General features: G+C 36.7%; 17 protein-coding genes. 3 read left to right on the top strand and 14 right to left on the bottom strand.

Translation table 11 applies throughout. The features are described 5' to 3' along the window. Nucleotides 1–85: 85 nt before the first annotated feature. Nucleotides 86–1,090: a DNA polymerase III subunit delta gene (gene holA / locus FG382_RS07430; RefSeq protein ID WP_142538268.1), complete on the bottom strand. Its 1,005-nt coding sequence runs from the start codon at nucleotides 1,088–1,090 to the stop codon at nucleotides 86–88. Between the two features lie 155 nt (nucleotides 1,091–1,245). Between holA and FG382_RS07425 the strand changes: the two genes are divergently transcribed. After that, nucleotides 1,246–1,380 carry a YqzM family protein gene (locus FG382_RS07425; protein WP_093266124.1) on the top strand — a complete coding sequence of 45 codons (135 nt, stop codon included), beginning with the start codon at nucleotides 1,246–1,248 and terminating at the stop codon, nucleotides 1,378–1,380. 45 nt (nucleotides 1,381–1,425) lie between these two features. On the opposite strand, the gene FG382_RS07420 is transcribed toward FG382_RS07425, so the two are convergent. The 12 genes from FG382_RS07420 to FG382_RS07365 form a co-directional block, all read right to left on the bottom strand. Continuing rightward, on the bottom strand, nucleotides 1,426–3,696 hold the full coding sequence (locus FG382_RS07420; RefSeq protein ID WP_229677367.1) for a DNA internalization-related competence protein ComEC/Rec2: 2,271 nt from the start codon (nucleotides 3,694–3,696) through the stop codon (nucleotides 1,426–1,428). 14 nt (nucleotides 3,697–3,710) lie between these two features. Beyond that, the gene (locus FG382_RS07415; protein WP_142538267.1) at nucleotides 3,711–4,274 is read right to left on the bottom strand and encodes a ComE operon protein 2; all 564 of its coding nucleotides are present in this window, start codon (nucleotides 4,272–4,274) and stop codon (nucleotides 3,711–3,713) included. 62 nt (nucleotides 4,275–4,336) lie between these two features. Next, on the bottom strand, nucleotides 4,337–4,969 hold the full coding sequence (locus FG382_RS07410) for a helix-hairpin-helix domain-containing protein (protein ID WP_229677368.1): 633 nt from the start codon (nucleotides 4,967–4,969) through the stop codon (nucleotides 4,337–4,339). A 70-nt stretch (nucleotides 4,970–5,039) separates the two neighbouring features. Then, a complete protein-coding gene (locus FG382_RS07405; RefSeq protein ID WP_142538266.1) occupies nucleotides 5,040–5,777 on the bottom strand; it encodes a class I SAM-dependent DNA methyltransferase in 738 nt (245 codons plus the stop codon). Then, the gene (gene rsfS / locus FG382_RS07400) at nucleotides 5,777–6,130 is read right to left on the bottom strand and encodes a ribosome silencing factor (protein ID WP_142538265.1); all 354 of its coding nucleotides are present in this window, start codon (nucleotides 6,128–6,130) and stop codon (nucleotides 5,777–5,779) included. Before rsfS ends, FG382_RS07405 begins: the two co-directional genes overlap by 1 nt. Continuing rightward, nucleotides 6,127–6,702, bottom strand: coding sequence for a bis(5'-nucleosyl)-tetraphosphatase (symmetrical) YqeK (gene yqeK / locus FG382_RS07395; RefSeq protein WP_142538264.1), 576 nt, complete (start codon nucleotides 6,700–6,702; stop codon nucleotides 6,127–6,129). Before yqeK ends, rsfS begins: the two co-directional genes overlap by 4 nt. Beyond that, entirely contained in the window at nucleotides 6,692–7,264 is a 573-nt protein-coding gene (locus FG382_RS07390) for a nicotinate-nucleotide adenylyltransferase (protein ID WP_142538263.1), read from the bottom strand. The genes yqeK and FG382_RS07390 overlap by 11 nt, the downstream gene beginning before the upstream one ends. Then, complete coding sequence (yhbY, locus tag FG382_RS07385) at nucleotides 7,261–7,566, bottom strand: ribosome assembly RNA-binding protein YhbY (RefSeq protein ID WP_142538262.1); 306 nt, start codon at nucleotides 7,564–7,566, stop codon at nucleotides 7,261–7,263. Before yhbY ends, FG382_RS07390 begins: the two co-directional genes overlap by 4 nt. Beyond that, the gene (gene aroE, locus FG382_RS07380; protein WP_142538261.1) at nucleotides 7,553–8,383 is read right to left on the bottom strand and encodes a shikimate dehydrogenase; all 831 of its coding nucleotides are present in this window, start codon (nucleotides 8,381–8,383) and stop codon (nucleotides 7,553–7,555) included. The genes yhbY and aroE overlap by 14 nt, the downstream gene beginning before the upstream one ends. Nucleotides 8,384–8,395: 12 nt before the next feature. After that, complete coding sequence (yqeH, locus tag FG382_RS07375) at nucleotides 8,396–9,499, bottom strand: ribosome biogenesis GTPase YqeH (protein WP_142538260.1); 1,104 nt, start codon at nucleotides 9,497–9,499, stop codon at nucleotides 8,396–8,398. After that, on the bottom strand, nucleotides 9,496–10,017 hold the full coding sequence (locus FG382_RS07370; protein WP_142538259.1) for a YqeG family HAD IIIA-type phosphatase: 522 nt from the start codon (nucleotides 10,015–10,017) through the stop codon (nucleotides 9,496–9,498). Before FG382_RS07370 ends, yqeH begins: the two co-directional genes overlap by 4 nt. A 38-nt stretch (nucleotides 10,018–10,055) precedes the next feature. Beyond that, nucleotides 10,056–10,838, bottom strand: a complete 783-nt coding sequence (locus FG382_RS07365) for a phosphatidylserine decarboxylase (protein WP_142538258.1) — start codon at nucleotides 10,836–10,838, stop codon at nucleotides 10,056–10,058. An 89-nt stretch (nucleotides 10,839–10,927) separates the two neighbouring features. Between FG382_RS07365 and pssA the strand changes: the two genes are divergently transcribed. Together pssA and sigK are read left to right on the top strand one after the other, a co-directional pair. Next, a complete protein-coding gene (gene pssA, locus FG382_RS07360; RefSeq protein ID WP_142538257.1) occupies nucleotides 10,928–11,467 on the top strand; it encodes a CDP-diacylglycerol--serine O-phosphatidyltransferase in 540 nt (179 codons plus the stop codon). Nucleotides 11,468–11,736: 269 nt separating this feature from the next. Beyond that, entirely contained in the window at nucleotides 11,737–12,465 is a 729-nt protein-coding gene (gene sigK, locus FG382_RS07355; RefSeq protein WP_142538584.1) for an RNA polymerase sporulation sigma factor SigK, read from the top strand. 197 nt (nucleotides 12,466–12,662) lie between these two features. Here the strand turns inward: sigK and mtnN are convergent, their stop codons facing one another. Then, nucleotides 12,663–13,355: a 5'-methylthioadenosine/S-adenosylhomocysteine nucleosidase gene (mtnN, locus tag FG382_RS07350; protein ID WP_142538256.1), complete on the bottom strand. Its 693-nt coding sequence runs from the start codon at nucleotides 13,353–13,355 to the stop codon at nucleotides 12,663–12,665.

Here is a 13,355-nt window from a genome sequence, read left to right as displayed (position 1 = left end):
ACACTCCCCCTCCAATAATGATGTAGTGATTATTTCGTCCAAAGCAAACCGAAAAAGTGCAAGAGGAAATTGGTTAATCAACTATTTATTTCATCAAAAACAATTCTAAGATCCGGTCTCGATTAATATTTAATGTTTTTAACTGCAAATCTACAGTTGCTAGATCATTTAAGGTCTGTAGTAGTTTTTCTTCGTTATACAAGATAGGATTATCAAAAAGTAATTTTACTCGGTATGGATGAACTTTTAGTTGGCCTGCTATTTGTTGGGCGTGATACCCCTTTTTCTTTAGATGACCTACTTGCACCATTAACCTTACTTGTGTCGCGATTAATGCGTTTAACTTTAACGGGTCTTCTTTTTGCTTTAATAGATCATGGTAAATGGCTATCGCTTCGCTTTTGTTTCCCGCAAAATAAGCATTTCCAAGTGTAAAAACATCTTGCTCTAATGTTCGGACGAGTAATTTTTTCACTGTCTCTGTATCTATTTCTACCGTTTCTCCCACATATGTCGCGATTTTCGCTAATTCTGTTTGCAAATGAACTAAATCGGTTCCACCAAATTCGATGAAACGCTCAATCGTTTCCTCAGACATTGTTTTACCATGTGTTTTAAGCTCATGAAGCACCCAGCTTTTTAAATCATGGGCTTGCAAGCTAGTTGCCTCGATTACGTTAGCAGATTGCTTTATGGCTTTTGTAATTTTTTTACGCTCATCTAATTTTTCATAGGGTGCGATAAATACAACTATTGCCGTTGGAGAAGGACTTTGTAGCCACTTTTCTAAACCAACTGTATCGTGCATTATTTTTTCTTTCCCTTTTTCTGTTGCTTTTAAAAAGAATGCATTTTTAGCAATCACAAGCTTTTTATCTGAGAAAAAAGGAATTGTATCGGCTTCGTATATTACTTCGTCTACACTTTTTTCTTCTAAATCGAATGTTATTATTTCAGTTTCTCCATGTTCATTTAACTTCCTTTTCAATCTTTTTACTGTCTCTTCTATAAAATACGCTTCTGTTCCGTATAATAAATAAACATCCGACAAATCATCGTTTGCTATTTGCATCCACTTTTCTGAAATCATTCTAGATCTCCTTACCACTGTATGTTTGTCTTTATTATAGCGTAAAAGTAGTGAATAATTTGTGACATTGTCAGAAGGAATAGAGAAATAAAAGATTCCATGTAGATTTTTAATAGGCTATCCTATATAATTAGGTGGAAATAGGAGGGGTAATAATGAATGAATTTGAACAAAATGTACAGTCGAAGCGTAACGACGCTATTGACTCGGGCGTAGGTTTTGTAGTCTCCTTTGGATTTTTTACAATTATGTTCGCAATTGCAGTAATTGTTGAGTTTGTTTCTCGATAATCACTAGAAAAGGGCTTTGTCTATACTAGGCAAACCCTTTTTTAGTTACTGGGGAGTTGTCACTAATAGCTCTCCACCTTTCGTTATCTCTACTTCAATCGTACCCTCTCTACCTGTTTGGAAAAAGGGAATTTGAAGCTCATCTAAACGATCGACTACCTCTTGATGTGGGTGACCAAATCTATTTCCAAATCCTGCAGTAATGATTGAAACAGCTGGATCTGTGAGTTCTAAAAAGGATTGCTCACTTGAAGTTTTACTTCCATGATGTCCAATTTTTAGTAATGTGATATCTTTTAAAGCTTCCGGGTATCTACTGACTAATTCCAACTCTCCTTCTTTCTCTACATCCCCCATAAATAATCCATGAAAATAGCGATTTTGCATGGATAGGACAAGCGAATCATTATTTCCTTCGTATGTAGCATCCCATGGGTAGATATATTGAAACTGAAAATAGCTCGAATCTATCTTTTCTCCCGCGACTTTTTCTATCATAGGAATTTGTTGCTTCCTTACTTCCTCCATCAAATCTCGCATGCCATTTTTATTAGTAGAACCAGGTGTAATATGAATTTCATCGACGTGAACTTCCTGTAAAATCTCCTCGGCACCTTCCATATGATCCGCATCTGCATGCGTAAGTACAAGTGTATCTAGTTTATTTATGCCTTTCCCTTTTAAGAAAGGTACAACAATTTGCCTTCCCACTTCATAGTCTTCATTAGTTTTTTTCCATGCATCTTGTTCAAACCGTAAGACTCCACCTGTATCAATCATGATTATTTCTTTTCTATAAGGCATTTCAATAACGATACAATCCCCTTGCCCTACATTTAAAAAAGTTATTTTCGTCGAAGAATCTAAATAAGGAGTAACTTGCATAATACCCATCGGCAACAAAAGAAGAAAACTACAAAAAACAAGCTGCTTCTTTCGTTCGATCGAGATAAAAAAGAACAACACGGTGCCATAAGCCAGGAATACAAGCAGCAGAGACGGTTTCATCGGATTCCAGATTTGATAAGGTAAACTTCCTAAGTAGATGATAAATTCACCTAACAAACGGCGTACTGGTTCATATAAATGGAAAAGAAAATCACTAGCTGAAGTAGAAATATACGTAAGAATCAGGAAAAAGAGATTAATAGGTAATATGATAAATGAAAACAGCGGTACAAAAAATAAATTTGCGAGGAATGAGGATATGGAAATTTCATAAAACTGATAAAGAAGAATTGGATAAACAATTAATTGACACAGGGCTGTAATCACAAAAGACTGCATCACATATGAAGTACTATTTTTTAAAAACACAGACGAGTATATAAGCGAAAATGCGGCCAAATACGATAATTGAAAACCAATTTGAAAAATGACCCATGGAGTTAGTAAGACAAAACCAATCACACTTAAAGAAAATGCATCATCGATGGCAAGTTTTTTCTTAAATAATAAACTAAGTAAAACTACTTCAGTAACCGAAACAGATCTCCATACAGATGGAGCTCCTCCAGCGATAAATGCATAAAGTGGAAGAGCGATAAGTAGAACTAAGTTCGCCGTTTCTCTTCTTATCCCGATCCGTATCAATGCTTCGTATACCATTAATGCCAGTAAAGCCACATGAAGACCCGAAATTGCAAACAAATGCGTAATTCCTAATGTTTGATAAGCATCTTTTATGTCAGAAGGCATTTGTTCTCTGCTTCCGATTAAAAGTGCTTCGGCTTCTGACTGCAGAGAAGATGGAAACGTATTTTGTATATGACTTTTCATCGCAAATCGCTTTTCTGCCATATACGCAAGAAAAGACTCATTTTTCTCGATGATTTGATACTTTTCTACAGCCATCTGACCAACTGCACCATTACTTTTAATATAGGAATCCATGTTAAATGCATAAGCATGGGATGCAGGACGTTTTTCTACTTCTTCTGCAATCACTTGAAATACCATTCCAGCAATTGAAGTTTGCATAAGTGCAGCTTTTTCAGTTTCCGTACCTAGCTTAAGTTGAACATACCACTTTTCACCATCTTCCGAAATAGCAAACCCTCGGATATATTGTCCATTGATCCGATAAACGTCCGTCCAGGTTATTTCCTTAACATGTATTTCACTTGCTTGCATCGGCATAACTGCTTGCACACAAAAATAAGAAGCTATACCAATGATGATTGTGCCGATAGTAAAAAGTAGTTGCTTTTGCTTGTACACTAACCAACAAAATAAGATAACAAATAACAGTAGTAGTTTTGCCGATTCATACGCACTGATCGTAGCAATTACAACTGATAAAGCTACGTAGATCATATTTCCTTGAATGGTTATACGCCGAATAATTCTACCACCTTCTTTTCATAAGGCGCCAATTCTTCCATACTTGCTCCTTTCTCACGTAACTTCGTTAGCAGCTCCATGTAAAGCGCAACTTTTTCATCGCCTAAAAAGTCAATTTTACGCTCATCAAAAGGTACTTGAATCATTTCTACATTCGCTTGTTTTAAGAGCTCTATTGCATATTCGTTGTTTTTATAATCCTGTGCATAGTAGAGTCGTGAAATTCCTGCTTGAATAATTGATTTCGTACATGGCAAACAAGGAAAATGGGTCACATACAAATCTGCTCCATTTACCGATACACCATATTTCGAGCATTGTAATAACGCATTCATTTCTGCATGAATTGTACGTACACAATGATTATCAACAACGTAACAGCCATGATCGATACAATGATCACCACCTGAAATAGAGCCATTATAGCCCCCTGCCATAATGCGTCGATCTCGAACGATTGTTGCCCCTACTGCTAACCTAGTACAAGTGCTTCTTAAAGCAAGTAAATGGCTTTGTGCCATGAAAAATTGGTCCCATGTAATTCGCTCCATATAACTACCTCCAATATATATACTTCTTCTAGTGTAGTAGTTTTTATCGTGAACAGTCAATATCACTTCACAGTTATTAGAGGTTCTAATTTTTCAAATGTTTTTTGACCAATACCGGTTACATTCATTAAATCTTGCTTTTCTTTAAAATTGCCGGTTCCTTCTCGGTATGCGAGTATTGCTTCTGCCTTTGCGGGACCGACTCCAGGTAAAGTAGTGAGCATTGTAGCATCTGCTTTATTAATATTTACTAAATTGGAATTAGCCGATTGCGTTGACTCTATTGTTTCTGATGCTTCTATTTCTTCTCCTTCAAGCGGTACGTAAATGACCATTTCATCTACTACTCTTTGTGCATGATTGATATTTTTACTATTAGCCATCGCTAAATAACCGCCAGCAAGCTCAATTGCATTTAACACACGATCACCATCCGTGAGTTCATACACTCCGGGGTTATTTACCGCGCCTTTTACTTCTACAAAAATAGCGATATCTTCTACATATTCAGTTGTATCTTCTTGGTTTTCTTCAAAGGAATTTTCAAATGGGATAGGTTGTACGACATCAGCTGTGGGAGGTGCTGATTTAAATTGGGATTGAATAACGAAAAATAATATTATCGTAATTACTGTTGTTGGGAGCAACAGCTTTTTCTTGTATTTCTGAACTAATGAACGAAGCAGAAATATCATCCTCTCGAAAAAGAGGTAAATTATATGGAGTTATAAAAACTATACTAAATTTACCTCTCTTTGAAAAGGATTATTTGGTAGCATGTATAAAATAACGTTCAATTTCTTTTTCATCCTGTTCACCAAAAACAGATGTGGAAACAACGACGGAAGCAAAACCAATTTGTTTTAAAAGCTCCGTAAAAGTTTCTAAAGGATATGTTCGTTGATAATGTGATTCTTCAAATCGCTCATAATAGCCTGTTTCATCTCGAACAAAAAACGTCATGTCATGATAAATAGAATGTGCTTCCTCGCCTATTTCCGTATGCCATATGTATGCAACTTGTTCGTCTTCATAAGTAAACGGACCATCGGGAAAAATGGTATCCATTTTATATAAGGAATGCACATCGAAAAATAGCTGTCCTTCTGAAGTAAGTGCCTCATAAATACGTCCGAATGTTTGTTTCACTTCTTCGAAGGTTTCCAAATAATTGAGCGAATCAATGGCGATTACTGCTACATCTACGTTGTCGATGCCGTCTAATTCAGACATTGATTGGCACAAGAAAGAAATATCTGTGCCTTCTTCTAAGCTACGATTTTGTGCAATCGTTAACATCGCTTCCGATAAATCTATCCCCATTACATCATAGCCTGCTTTTGCAAATTTCACACTCAAGACACCCGTGCCACATCCTATATCAACTAATCGTTTTCCGCTAGAAACAGGTGCAGTTGCCTGCACCCATTCTGCATATTTGTCATATGGTATATCGGACATAAGTGTATCATAAATATAGGCAAATCGGTCGTACATTGCCATTATGCATCTTGCCCAACTTCAATCATTGGTGCGTCTCCCCAAAGGCGCTCTAAATTATAATAAGCACGCTCATCTTTGTGGAATACATGTGCTACTACATCGCCCATATCTACAAGAATCCATCTAGCTTCATCGAAGCCTTCCAAACGCTTTACGTGGAATCCTGCAATAGTCGCTTGCTCTTCCAATTCTTTTGCAATCGCTTGTACTTGACGGTCTGAGTTTGCATGACAGATTAAAAAGTAATCTGCTAATAAAGATACGCCTTGCATATTTAATACGACGATGTCCTCTGCTCGTTTATCGTCTGCTGCTTTATAAGCAATTTCTACTAATGATTTTGTCGTTGTCATTCGTTCACTTTTCCTTTCTTTTGTATCAAATCATTGTAGCAATGAAATGAATCCGGAAACACCGGCTGTTTTTTTTCGATCAAAAAGGTCATACTATGCTGGATACAACTAATCATTGCATCTTCTAAATCTAGTTCCGCCTTTTTTCTGAGAAGCTCTACTCCTGGAAAATTACGGCTAGGCTCTATCATATCGGAGATGTAGATTATTTTTTCAAGTCGTGACATACACGCTCGACCTGTAGTATGGTATTTAATCGCATTTAAAATGTCTTCATCATTAATGTTAAATTCATTTTTAGCTACATAACTCCCTACAGGAGCGTGCCAAAGTTCGTGATGGAACTCCAATAAAATAGGATCCATCTTTTCTGAGATAATTTTCTCTTTCAGCCATTCCTTATCTGCGTATTTCACACTATCATGTAAAATACCTGCAAGCTCTGCTTTTTCGCTATCTTCTCCATATTTTTCGGCAAGATGAACGGCCGTTGTCGCTACTCCTCTAGTATGGATATAGCGTTTTTCAGGCATTCTATTCTTCATCTGCTCCATTACATGCTCAAATTTCATACAACTTCTCCTTTTGGATGAAATCATTCACTCGATCGGGAATCAGATATTTTGTCGTAAGCCCATTCATTAATCGATTTCGAATAAGGGTAGAAGATACATCTATTTGAGGAATCGTAAGTGTACTAATAGGATATGCAGTTACTATTGATGTATTTGGTCTAGGAACACCTACAAATTGTACTTTTTGAACAAGTTCATCAATACGATGCCATTTTGGTAAATATTCCACTTGATCGCCACCAATAATGAAATAAAACGACGATTCCGGCTCTCGCTCCATTAACATTTCCATCGTATCAATTGTATAGGAAGTACCTCCACGCTCTATTTCAATTGTTTCCACTGTCATATTCGGAATACCACGAATCGCCAGCTGAAGCATTTTTAATCTTTGAGCTGTCGTTACTTGCTCGTCCTTCTGTTTATGTGGAGGAGTTGCATTTGGCATGAACCGCACTTCATCTAGACGTAGTGCATGCAATACTTCATTGGCGATGATTAAATGACCAATATGAGGCGGATTGAATGTACCCCCTAAAATCCCTATTTTTTTACTCATGCTCGACTCGCTTTTGGAAGCTCGATTCGTTTATTATTTTTTGATGTTTTATATAATACAACTGTTAAACCGATTAATTGGACTAGTTCAGCGCCAGCCCCTTTTGCAAGTGCTTCTGCTACTTCCTGCTTCTCGTCTTCACAGTTTTGTAAAATGCTAATTTTGATTAATTCACGAACTTCTAATGCCTCGCCAATCTGTTTAATCATCGCATCATTAACTCCACCTTTTCCAACTTGAAAAATTGGGGATAGGTGATGTGCTTGACTGCGTAAAAATCTTTTTTGTTTACCTGTTAACATAATTTCCTCCTAATTGCTCGGTTAGACGTTCTACCATTTGTTCCGTATTTGGTTTGACTCCATTCCAATACGAGAAGGCTATTGCCCCTTGGTGTACGAGCATTCCTAATCCATTTACCGTGCGAACATTGTATTTTTTCGCTTCCTCTAAAAAAGGGGTAACTAAAGGATTATATACAATATCCGCAACAATTGCATGTTCTTTTATTTGGTTAAGCTGAATTGGTAGCGTTGCTGTGCTATTTTTCATCCCTTGGGGAGTTGTGTGAATGATGATATCGAACTGCGCAAGGGTATCTTCTGCTTCTTCTAATGTGATTGCTTGTCCAAGCTGTAATTCTTCCACAAGACGTTTTGCATTAGCAAATGTGCGATTAGCAATCGCAATATGCGAAAAACCTAGTTGTTTAAAGGCATGGACGATACCTCTTGCAGCGCCTCCAGCACCAACAATTAGAATATGATTGGTTTGCCTGATCGGTCCAAGTGATTCGATAAACCCTAAGCCATCTGTATTGTATCCAACAAACCGACCATCTTCCGTTTTTACAACTGTATTGACGGCTCCGATGCCTCTTGCTGATTGGTCTATTTCATCTAAATAAGGAATAATTGCTTCTTTATATGGCACGGTTACATTCCAACCGCTACAACCTAGTAGCTTTAGCGAATTCACGGCATCCTGAAGCTTTTCTTCTTCAACGAGAATTGGTATATAACTAGCATCTATATGTTGCTCCTTAAGCCATGCACTATGCATATAAGGAGAAAGCGAATGTGCAATTGGCTTTCCTATAACAGCAAACCATTTTTTCAACTAAAAAACCCCCTATATAAGCGATGGTCGAATGGATACTTCTACACCAGCTGGTGCATGTGCAGCGACAACTACGCCACCGTGTTGGACAGTGATCCACCCTAATCCTGAAAACACAATATCTGTTTTTGCATCTTTAATCTTAAATTCATGACGCACTAAAGGTGGCAATAAATCTGCAAACTCTTCCGATGGCGGGGATAATAGCTTCCCTTTATGCTCTTTATATAAGTTGTCCGCATTTTCAAGTTTCGTTCGATGAATCGGAATATCGTTTGCTATATGACAAGTAAATGCTGAACGTTCTCCTTTGATAAAATCGAAACGTGATAATCCACCTAAAAATAACGTTTGCTCGCTGTTCAATTGGAACACTTTTGGCTTAATTTCTTTTTTCGGTGTGATAAATTTTAACTCGGTCGGATCTAAATAATGCGCCATTTGATGATGATTGATAATACCAGGTGTATCATAAAGTGCTTTTTCATCGTCCAATGGTATTTCAATCATATCAAGTGTTGTTCCAGGGAAGTGAGAGGTTGTAATAACTGCATCTTCTCCTGTCGCCTGTTTAATAACACGATTGATAAAAGTTGATTTACCAACGTTTGTACATCCAACAACATAGACATTTTCGCCTTTGCGGTAATGCTCGATTGCTTCCATTGCCTCAGGCATACCTGTTCCTTTATGTGCACTCACAAATAACACATCAATTGGGGACAAACCTAATTTTTTTGCTTCTTGCTTCATCCAGTTAATTACTTTATTTTTCTTCACTGACTTTGGTAATAAGTCCGCTTTATTCGCGATCAACAAAATCGGATTATTCCCTACAAAACGATGTAGTCCAGGTAACCAACTACCGTTAAAATCAAATATATCGACAATCTTTACGATTAATCCTTTTTGCGTTCCTAAACCGTTTAAAATTCGTAAAAAATCATCATCTGTTAACGAAACAGGTTGTAATTCATTGTAGTTTTTTAATCTAAAACAACGCTGACAAATGATGTCTTCTTTTTCCAATGAAGAAATTGGGGCATACCCCGGCTCTCCTACTTTCTCTGTTTGAATAATTGTTCCACAGCCGATACATTTTGGTGCTTCTGTCACTCTTCTTCCTCCCATGTTACTTGACCTTTTTTATCAAGATAACTAAAAATTCTTCGTTCAACGATACGATTAAATTTTGTTACAAACCCATCTGAATTTGCAACCGGAATGACTAAAATCGTATGAAGCTTTTGTCGATTTCCACCGAACACATCCGTTAAGAGCTGGTCTCCAATTACAACTGTTTCTTCACGATTTACATTCATTTTATTCACCGCTTGTTTGAAAGCTTTTCCTAACGGTTTACGTGCTTTTGAGATAAAAGGGATTTCAAGTGGTTCTGCAAAAGACTTAACTCGTAATTCATTATTATTAGAAACAATTGTTACTTGAATGCCAGCAGCTTTCATGCTAGTAAACCATTCAATTAACTTTGGTGTTGCATTAGGTCGATCCCACTCTACTAGTGTATTATCTAAATCTGTAATAACCGCTTTCACACCTTTTTCTTTTAAAAACTCTGGTGTTATATGAAAGATGCTTCTCACAAATTCACTTGGTATAAAATATGAATACAAAAACGAACACTCCAATTCGGCTCTTTTTCTTTTTACGATTATAGCATATTTGCCACAATCTCACCCATTCGTACAAACTTTCCAGCTTTCAAAGTAGCAGAAAACTCCATACTACCCTCTTCAAATAATAAAACAACAGTTGATCCAAACGAGAAATAACCAACTTCCTCACCTTTTTTCCATTTGGAAGAGGCATTTGTTAGTTCAATCGAATTGACGAACATTGCCCCCACTTTAATATGGAAACATTGCTTATTGTTTGGCATACGTAATTGTGTTAACAAACGGTAATTTCCACTGATTGCTTCTTTTCCATATTGGAGACCCCATTTATTAACTGGATAAGATTTTTTTCCAAGCATATATTGACGAATCACTTCCCCGTCTACCGGGGCATGGATACGATGATACTCAGCTGGGCTCAAATATAAAATGATATACTTTCCATTTACAAACTGCTTTGCAATCTTTGGCGAACCTAGTAAGTTTTCTAAGGAATACGGTTTGTCTTTCACTATAAAAATGCCATCTTCCGTAATAGGACCAAATGTTTCTACTGTAGCATCGACAGGGCTTATAATACTGTTTGTCCCAAGATGTACTGGTCTGCTCTCTGTAGACACTTCTCGTATAAAAAACTCATGCAAAGTAGAAAAATCTTTTATAGGTCGAGTAACATCTTGTAACGTTATATTAAAATATTTAATATAGGAGGGTATGATTGTTTTACTTAACTTGGATCGAGCAAAGGATTGAATGATAGCGGAGGACCATTTACCATTCGTTAACTCAATCATCGATTGATATAATTTTTCTCTCATCTCTATCTCCCTATAAACAATTGCTTACATTTTTTACTTATTCAAAGTATAATAAACAAAATAGTTGGTTTGTAAAGGAGTGATTTACAATGTATTTACAAAGTATTATGTCCAATACCCGAAAAAAATTGAAATCACATGCAGCAAATATGATTACTATTGCAAATCTTGCTTTTGGCGGCGCAGCCATTATGGCAACGATGAATGATTCTCCAGCATACAGCGTGTTATTTATATTTATAGCTGGTTTATTAGACCGTTTCGATGGAATGGTTGCAAGAAAGTTTCATCTTGAATCAGAACTTGGAAAACAACTCGACTCGATGAGTGATATTATATCTTTCGGTGTAGCGCCTGCGTTGTTATTGTATTCCCTCGTCTTACAAGAATTTAGTACAGCAGGAATGGCAATAACAATCATTTATATTGCATGTGGCGCATTTAGACTTGCCCGTTTCAATATATCGGAAGCAAATGGATTTTTTACAGGGCTGCCTATTACCGTAGCAGGGGTTATATTAACGTTATCTTATTTTGCTATTGATATGATACCTTCTGTTTCTTATATGTTTTTATTTATCATTCTTGCTTTTTTAATGATCAGTACTTTTACGCTTAAAAAAGTATAAAGTGAAACTTCAATCAGTCGGGGTTTTCCGACGCACAGGACGTGCTAGTGCGGACGTTGCGACATGGACGTCGCGCTTTTAGTCCCCGTGATCTCCCACTTATCTTTATCGCTTTTCTTAAATCTTGAAGTGGGAGTCTTACTGCCCGTTAATGCGGGATAAATACTTTTCTAAGGAATTTGAACGATTGCTACTTGCAGTCGTTTTTTTCATATTCCTATGTTTTTCGACATATAGTAATAGTGTATAACTTGATGGAGGTGAATAGTATTTCTGGTCTTTTGACTGCATTCATAAGTGTTGTCTCAGATCTCCCTCTTGTTCTCGGTTACTTAAAGGGTCAGGCGTTTCATCAACCATTTACGCCAGAAGAAGAAAAAGTAATGATCGATCGTTTTTTGGAAGGTGACTTGTCCGCAAGAGACGAACTAATCGAACGAAATATGCGGCTTGTGGCACATGTCGTCAAAAAATTCCATCCAAAACACGAGTTATTAGACGATTATATCTCCATTGGTACAATTGGTTTGATGAAAGCAGTAAATAGCTATACACCCACCAAAAAAACAAAGCTAGCAACTTATGCAGCAAGATGTATAGAAAATGAAATTCTTATGTATTTACGTTCATTGAAAAAAGTACAAAAAGACGTTTCATTGCATGAACCAATCGGAATGGATAAAGATGGCCATTCTTTAGAGATAACAGATTTGCTTCAGAATATGGATAAAAGTACCGATGAACAACTGGTTGATGAGGAAGATACAAACAGATTGTATACACATTTATCTCATTTAGATAAACGAGAGCTAGATATTGTGATTAGACGATATGGCTTACTTGGGCATGAGCCAATGACCCAAAAAGAAATATCGAAGCAATTAAAAATATCTAGAAGCTACGTTTCAAGAATCGAAAAACGTGCACTCGTCAAACTATACCAGTCTTATATTCATGAAAAAAACTCTTTTGATGTATCAAACACCAAAAGAGCTTAGAAGAACTTAATCCTCACTTGTCTCTGCTATCATAATGAATGCTAAAACAGCCGTAATTAAAATAGACATTCCCATTAAAAAGATCATTCCATTACCCCCTCTAAGAAAATGAAAGCGTTTGTTCCTTTATCATAGCATAGAACGGAAAAATTATTAATATAAAAGTAACTATTCTATTTTGTCTAATTCATGACAAATTATAATCTCTCTACTACACGTAATACGATTTCAGTCGAATGCTTAGCTGCAACAGGTAAAAATTCATCAAAACTAATAGAAGATTCTTTTCCTGCGATATCCGATAAAGAGCGGATAACAACGAAAGGAACTTCGAATTGATGACAAACTTGTGCTACAGCTGCTGCTTCCATCTCACATGCTTTCATCTGCGGGAAATGACGTCGAACCTCTTCTACTTTTTCAGGATTATGCATGAAAATATCTCCAGTAGCTATTAATCCAGTAGCCGCTTCATGTTCTCCAATTTCTTTTACTGCAGCTTCCGCTAGTTTCATCAAATGCTCGTCCGATTTAAAAGCAGCGGGAAGTTGTGGCACTTGTCCTATCTCATATCCAAAAGCTGTCACATCTACATCATGGTGTCGAACTTCATCTGAAATAACAATTGCTCCTACTGAAAGGGATGGATCGTAGCCACCAGCTGAACCTGTATTAATGACATAGTCCGGTTTATATTCGTTTAAAAGAATAGCTGTGGCCATTGCGGCATTTACTTTACCAATTCCGCTTTTCAAAAGAATTACTTCATGATTTTTGTATGTACCGATAGTAAACTCGCTATTTGCAATTAAGTTTGTTTCTGCATTTTCTATTGCATTTCTTAATAATTCTACTTCTTGCTCCATTGCACCGATAACTGCAATTTTCAT

Source organism: Psychrobacillus lasiicapitis, from assembly GCF_006861795.1.
Classification (GTDB): domain Bacteria; phylum Bacillota; class Bacilli; order Bacillales_A; family Planococcaceae; genus Psychrobacillus; species Psychrobacillus lasiicapitis.
This window is presented reverse-complemented; position numbering and strand designations above follow the sequence as displayed.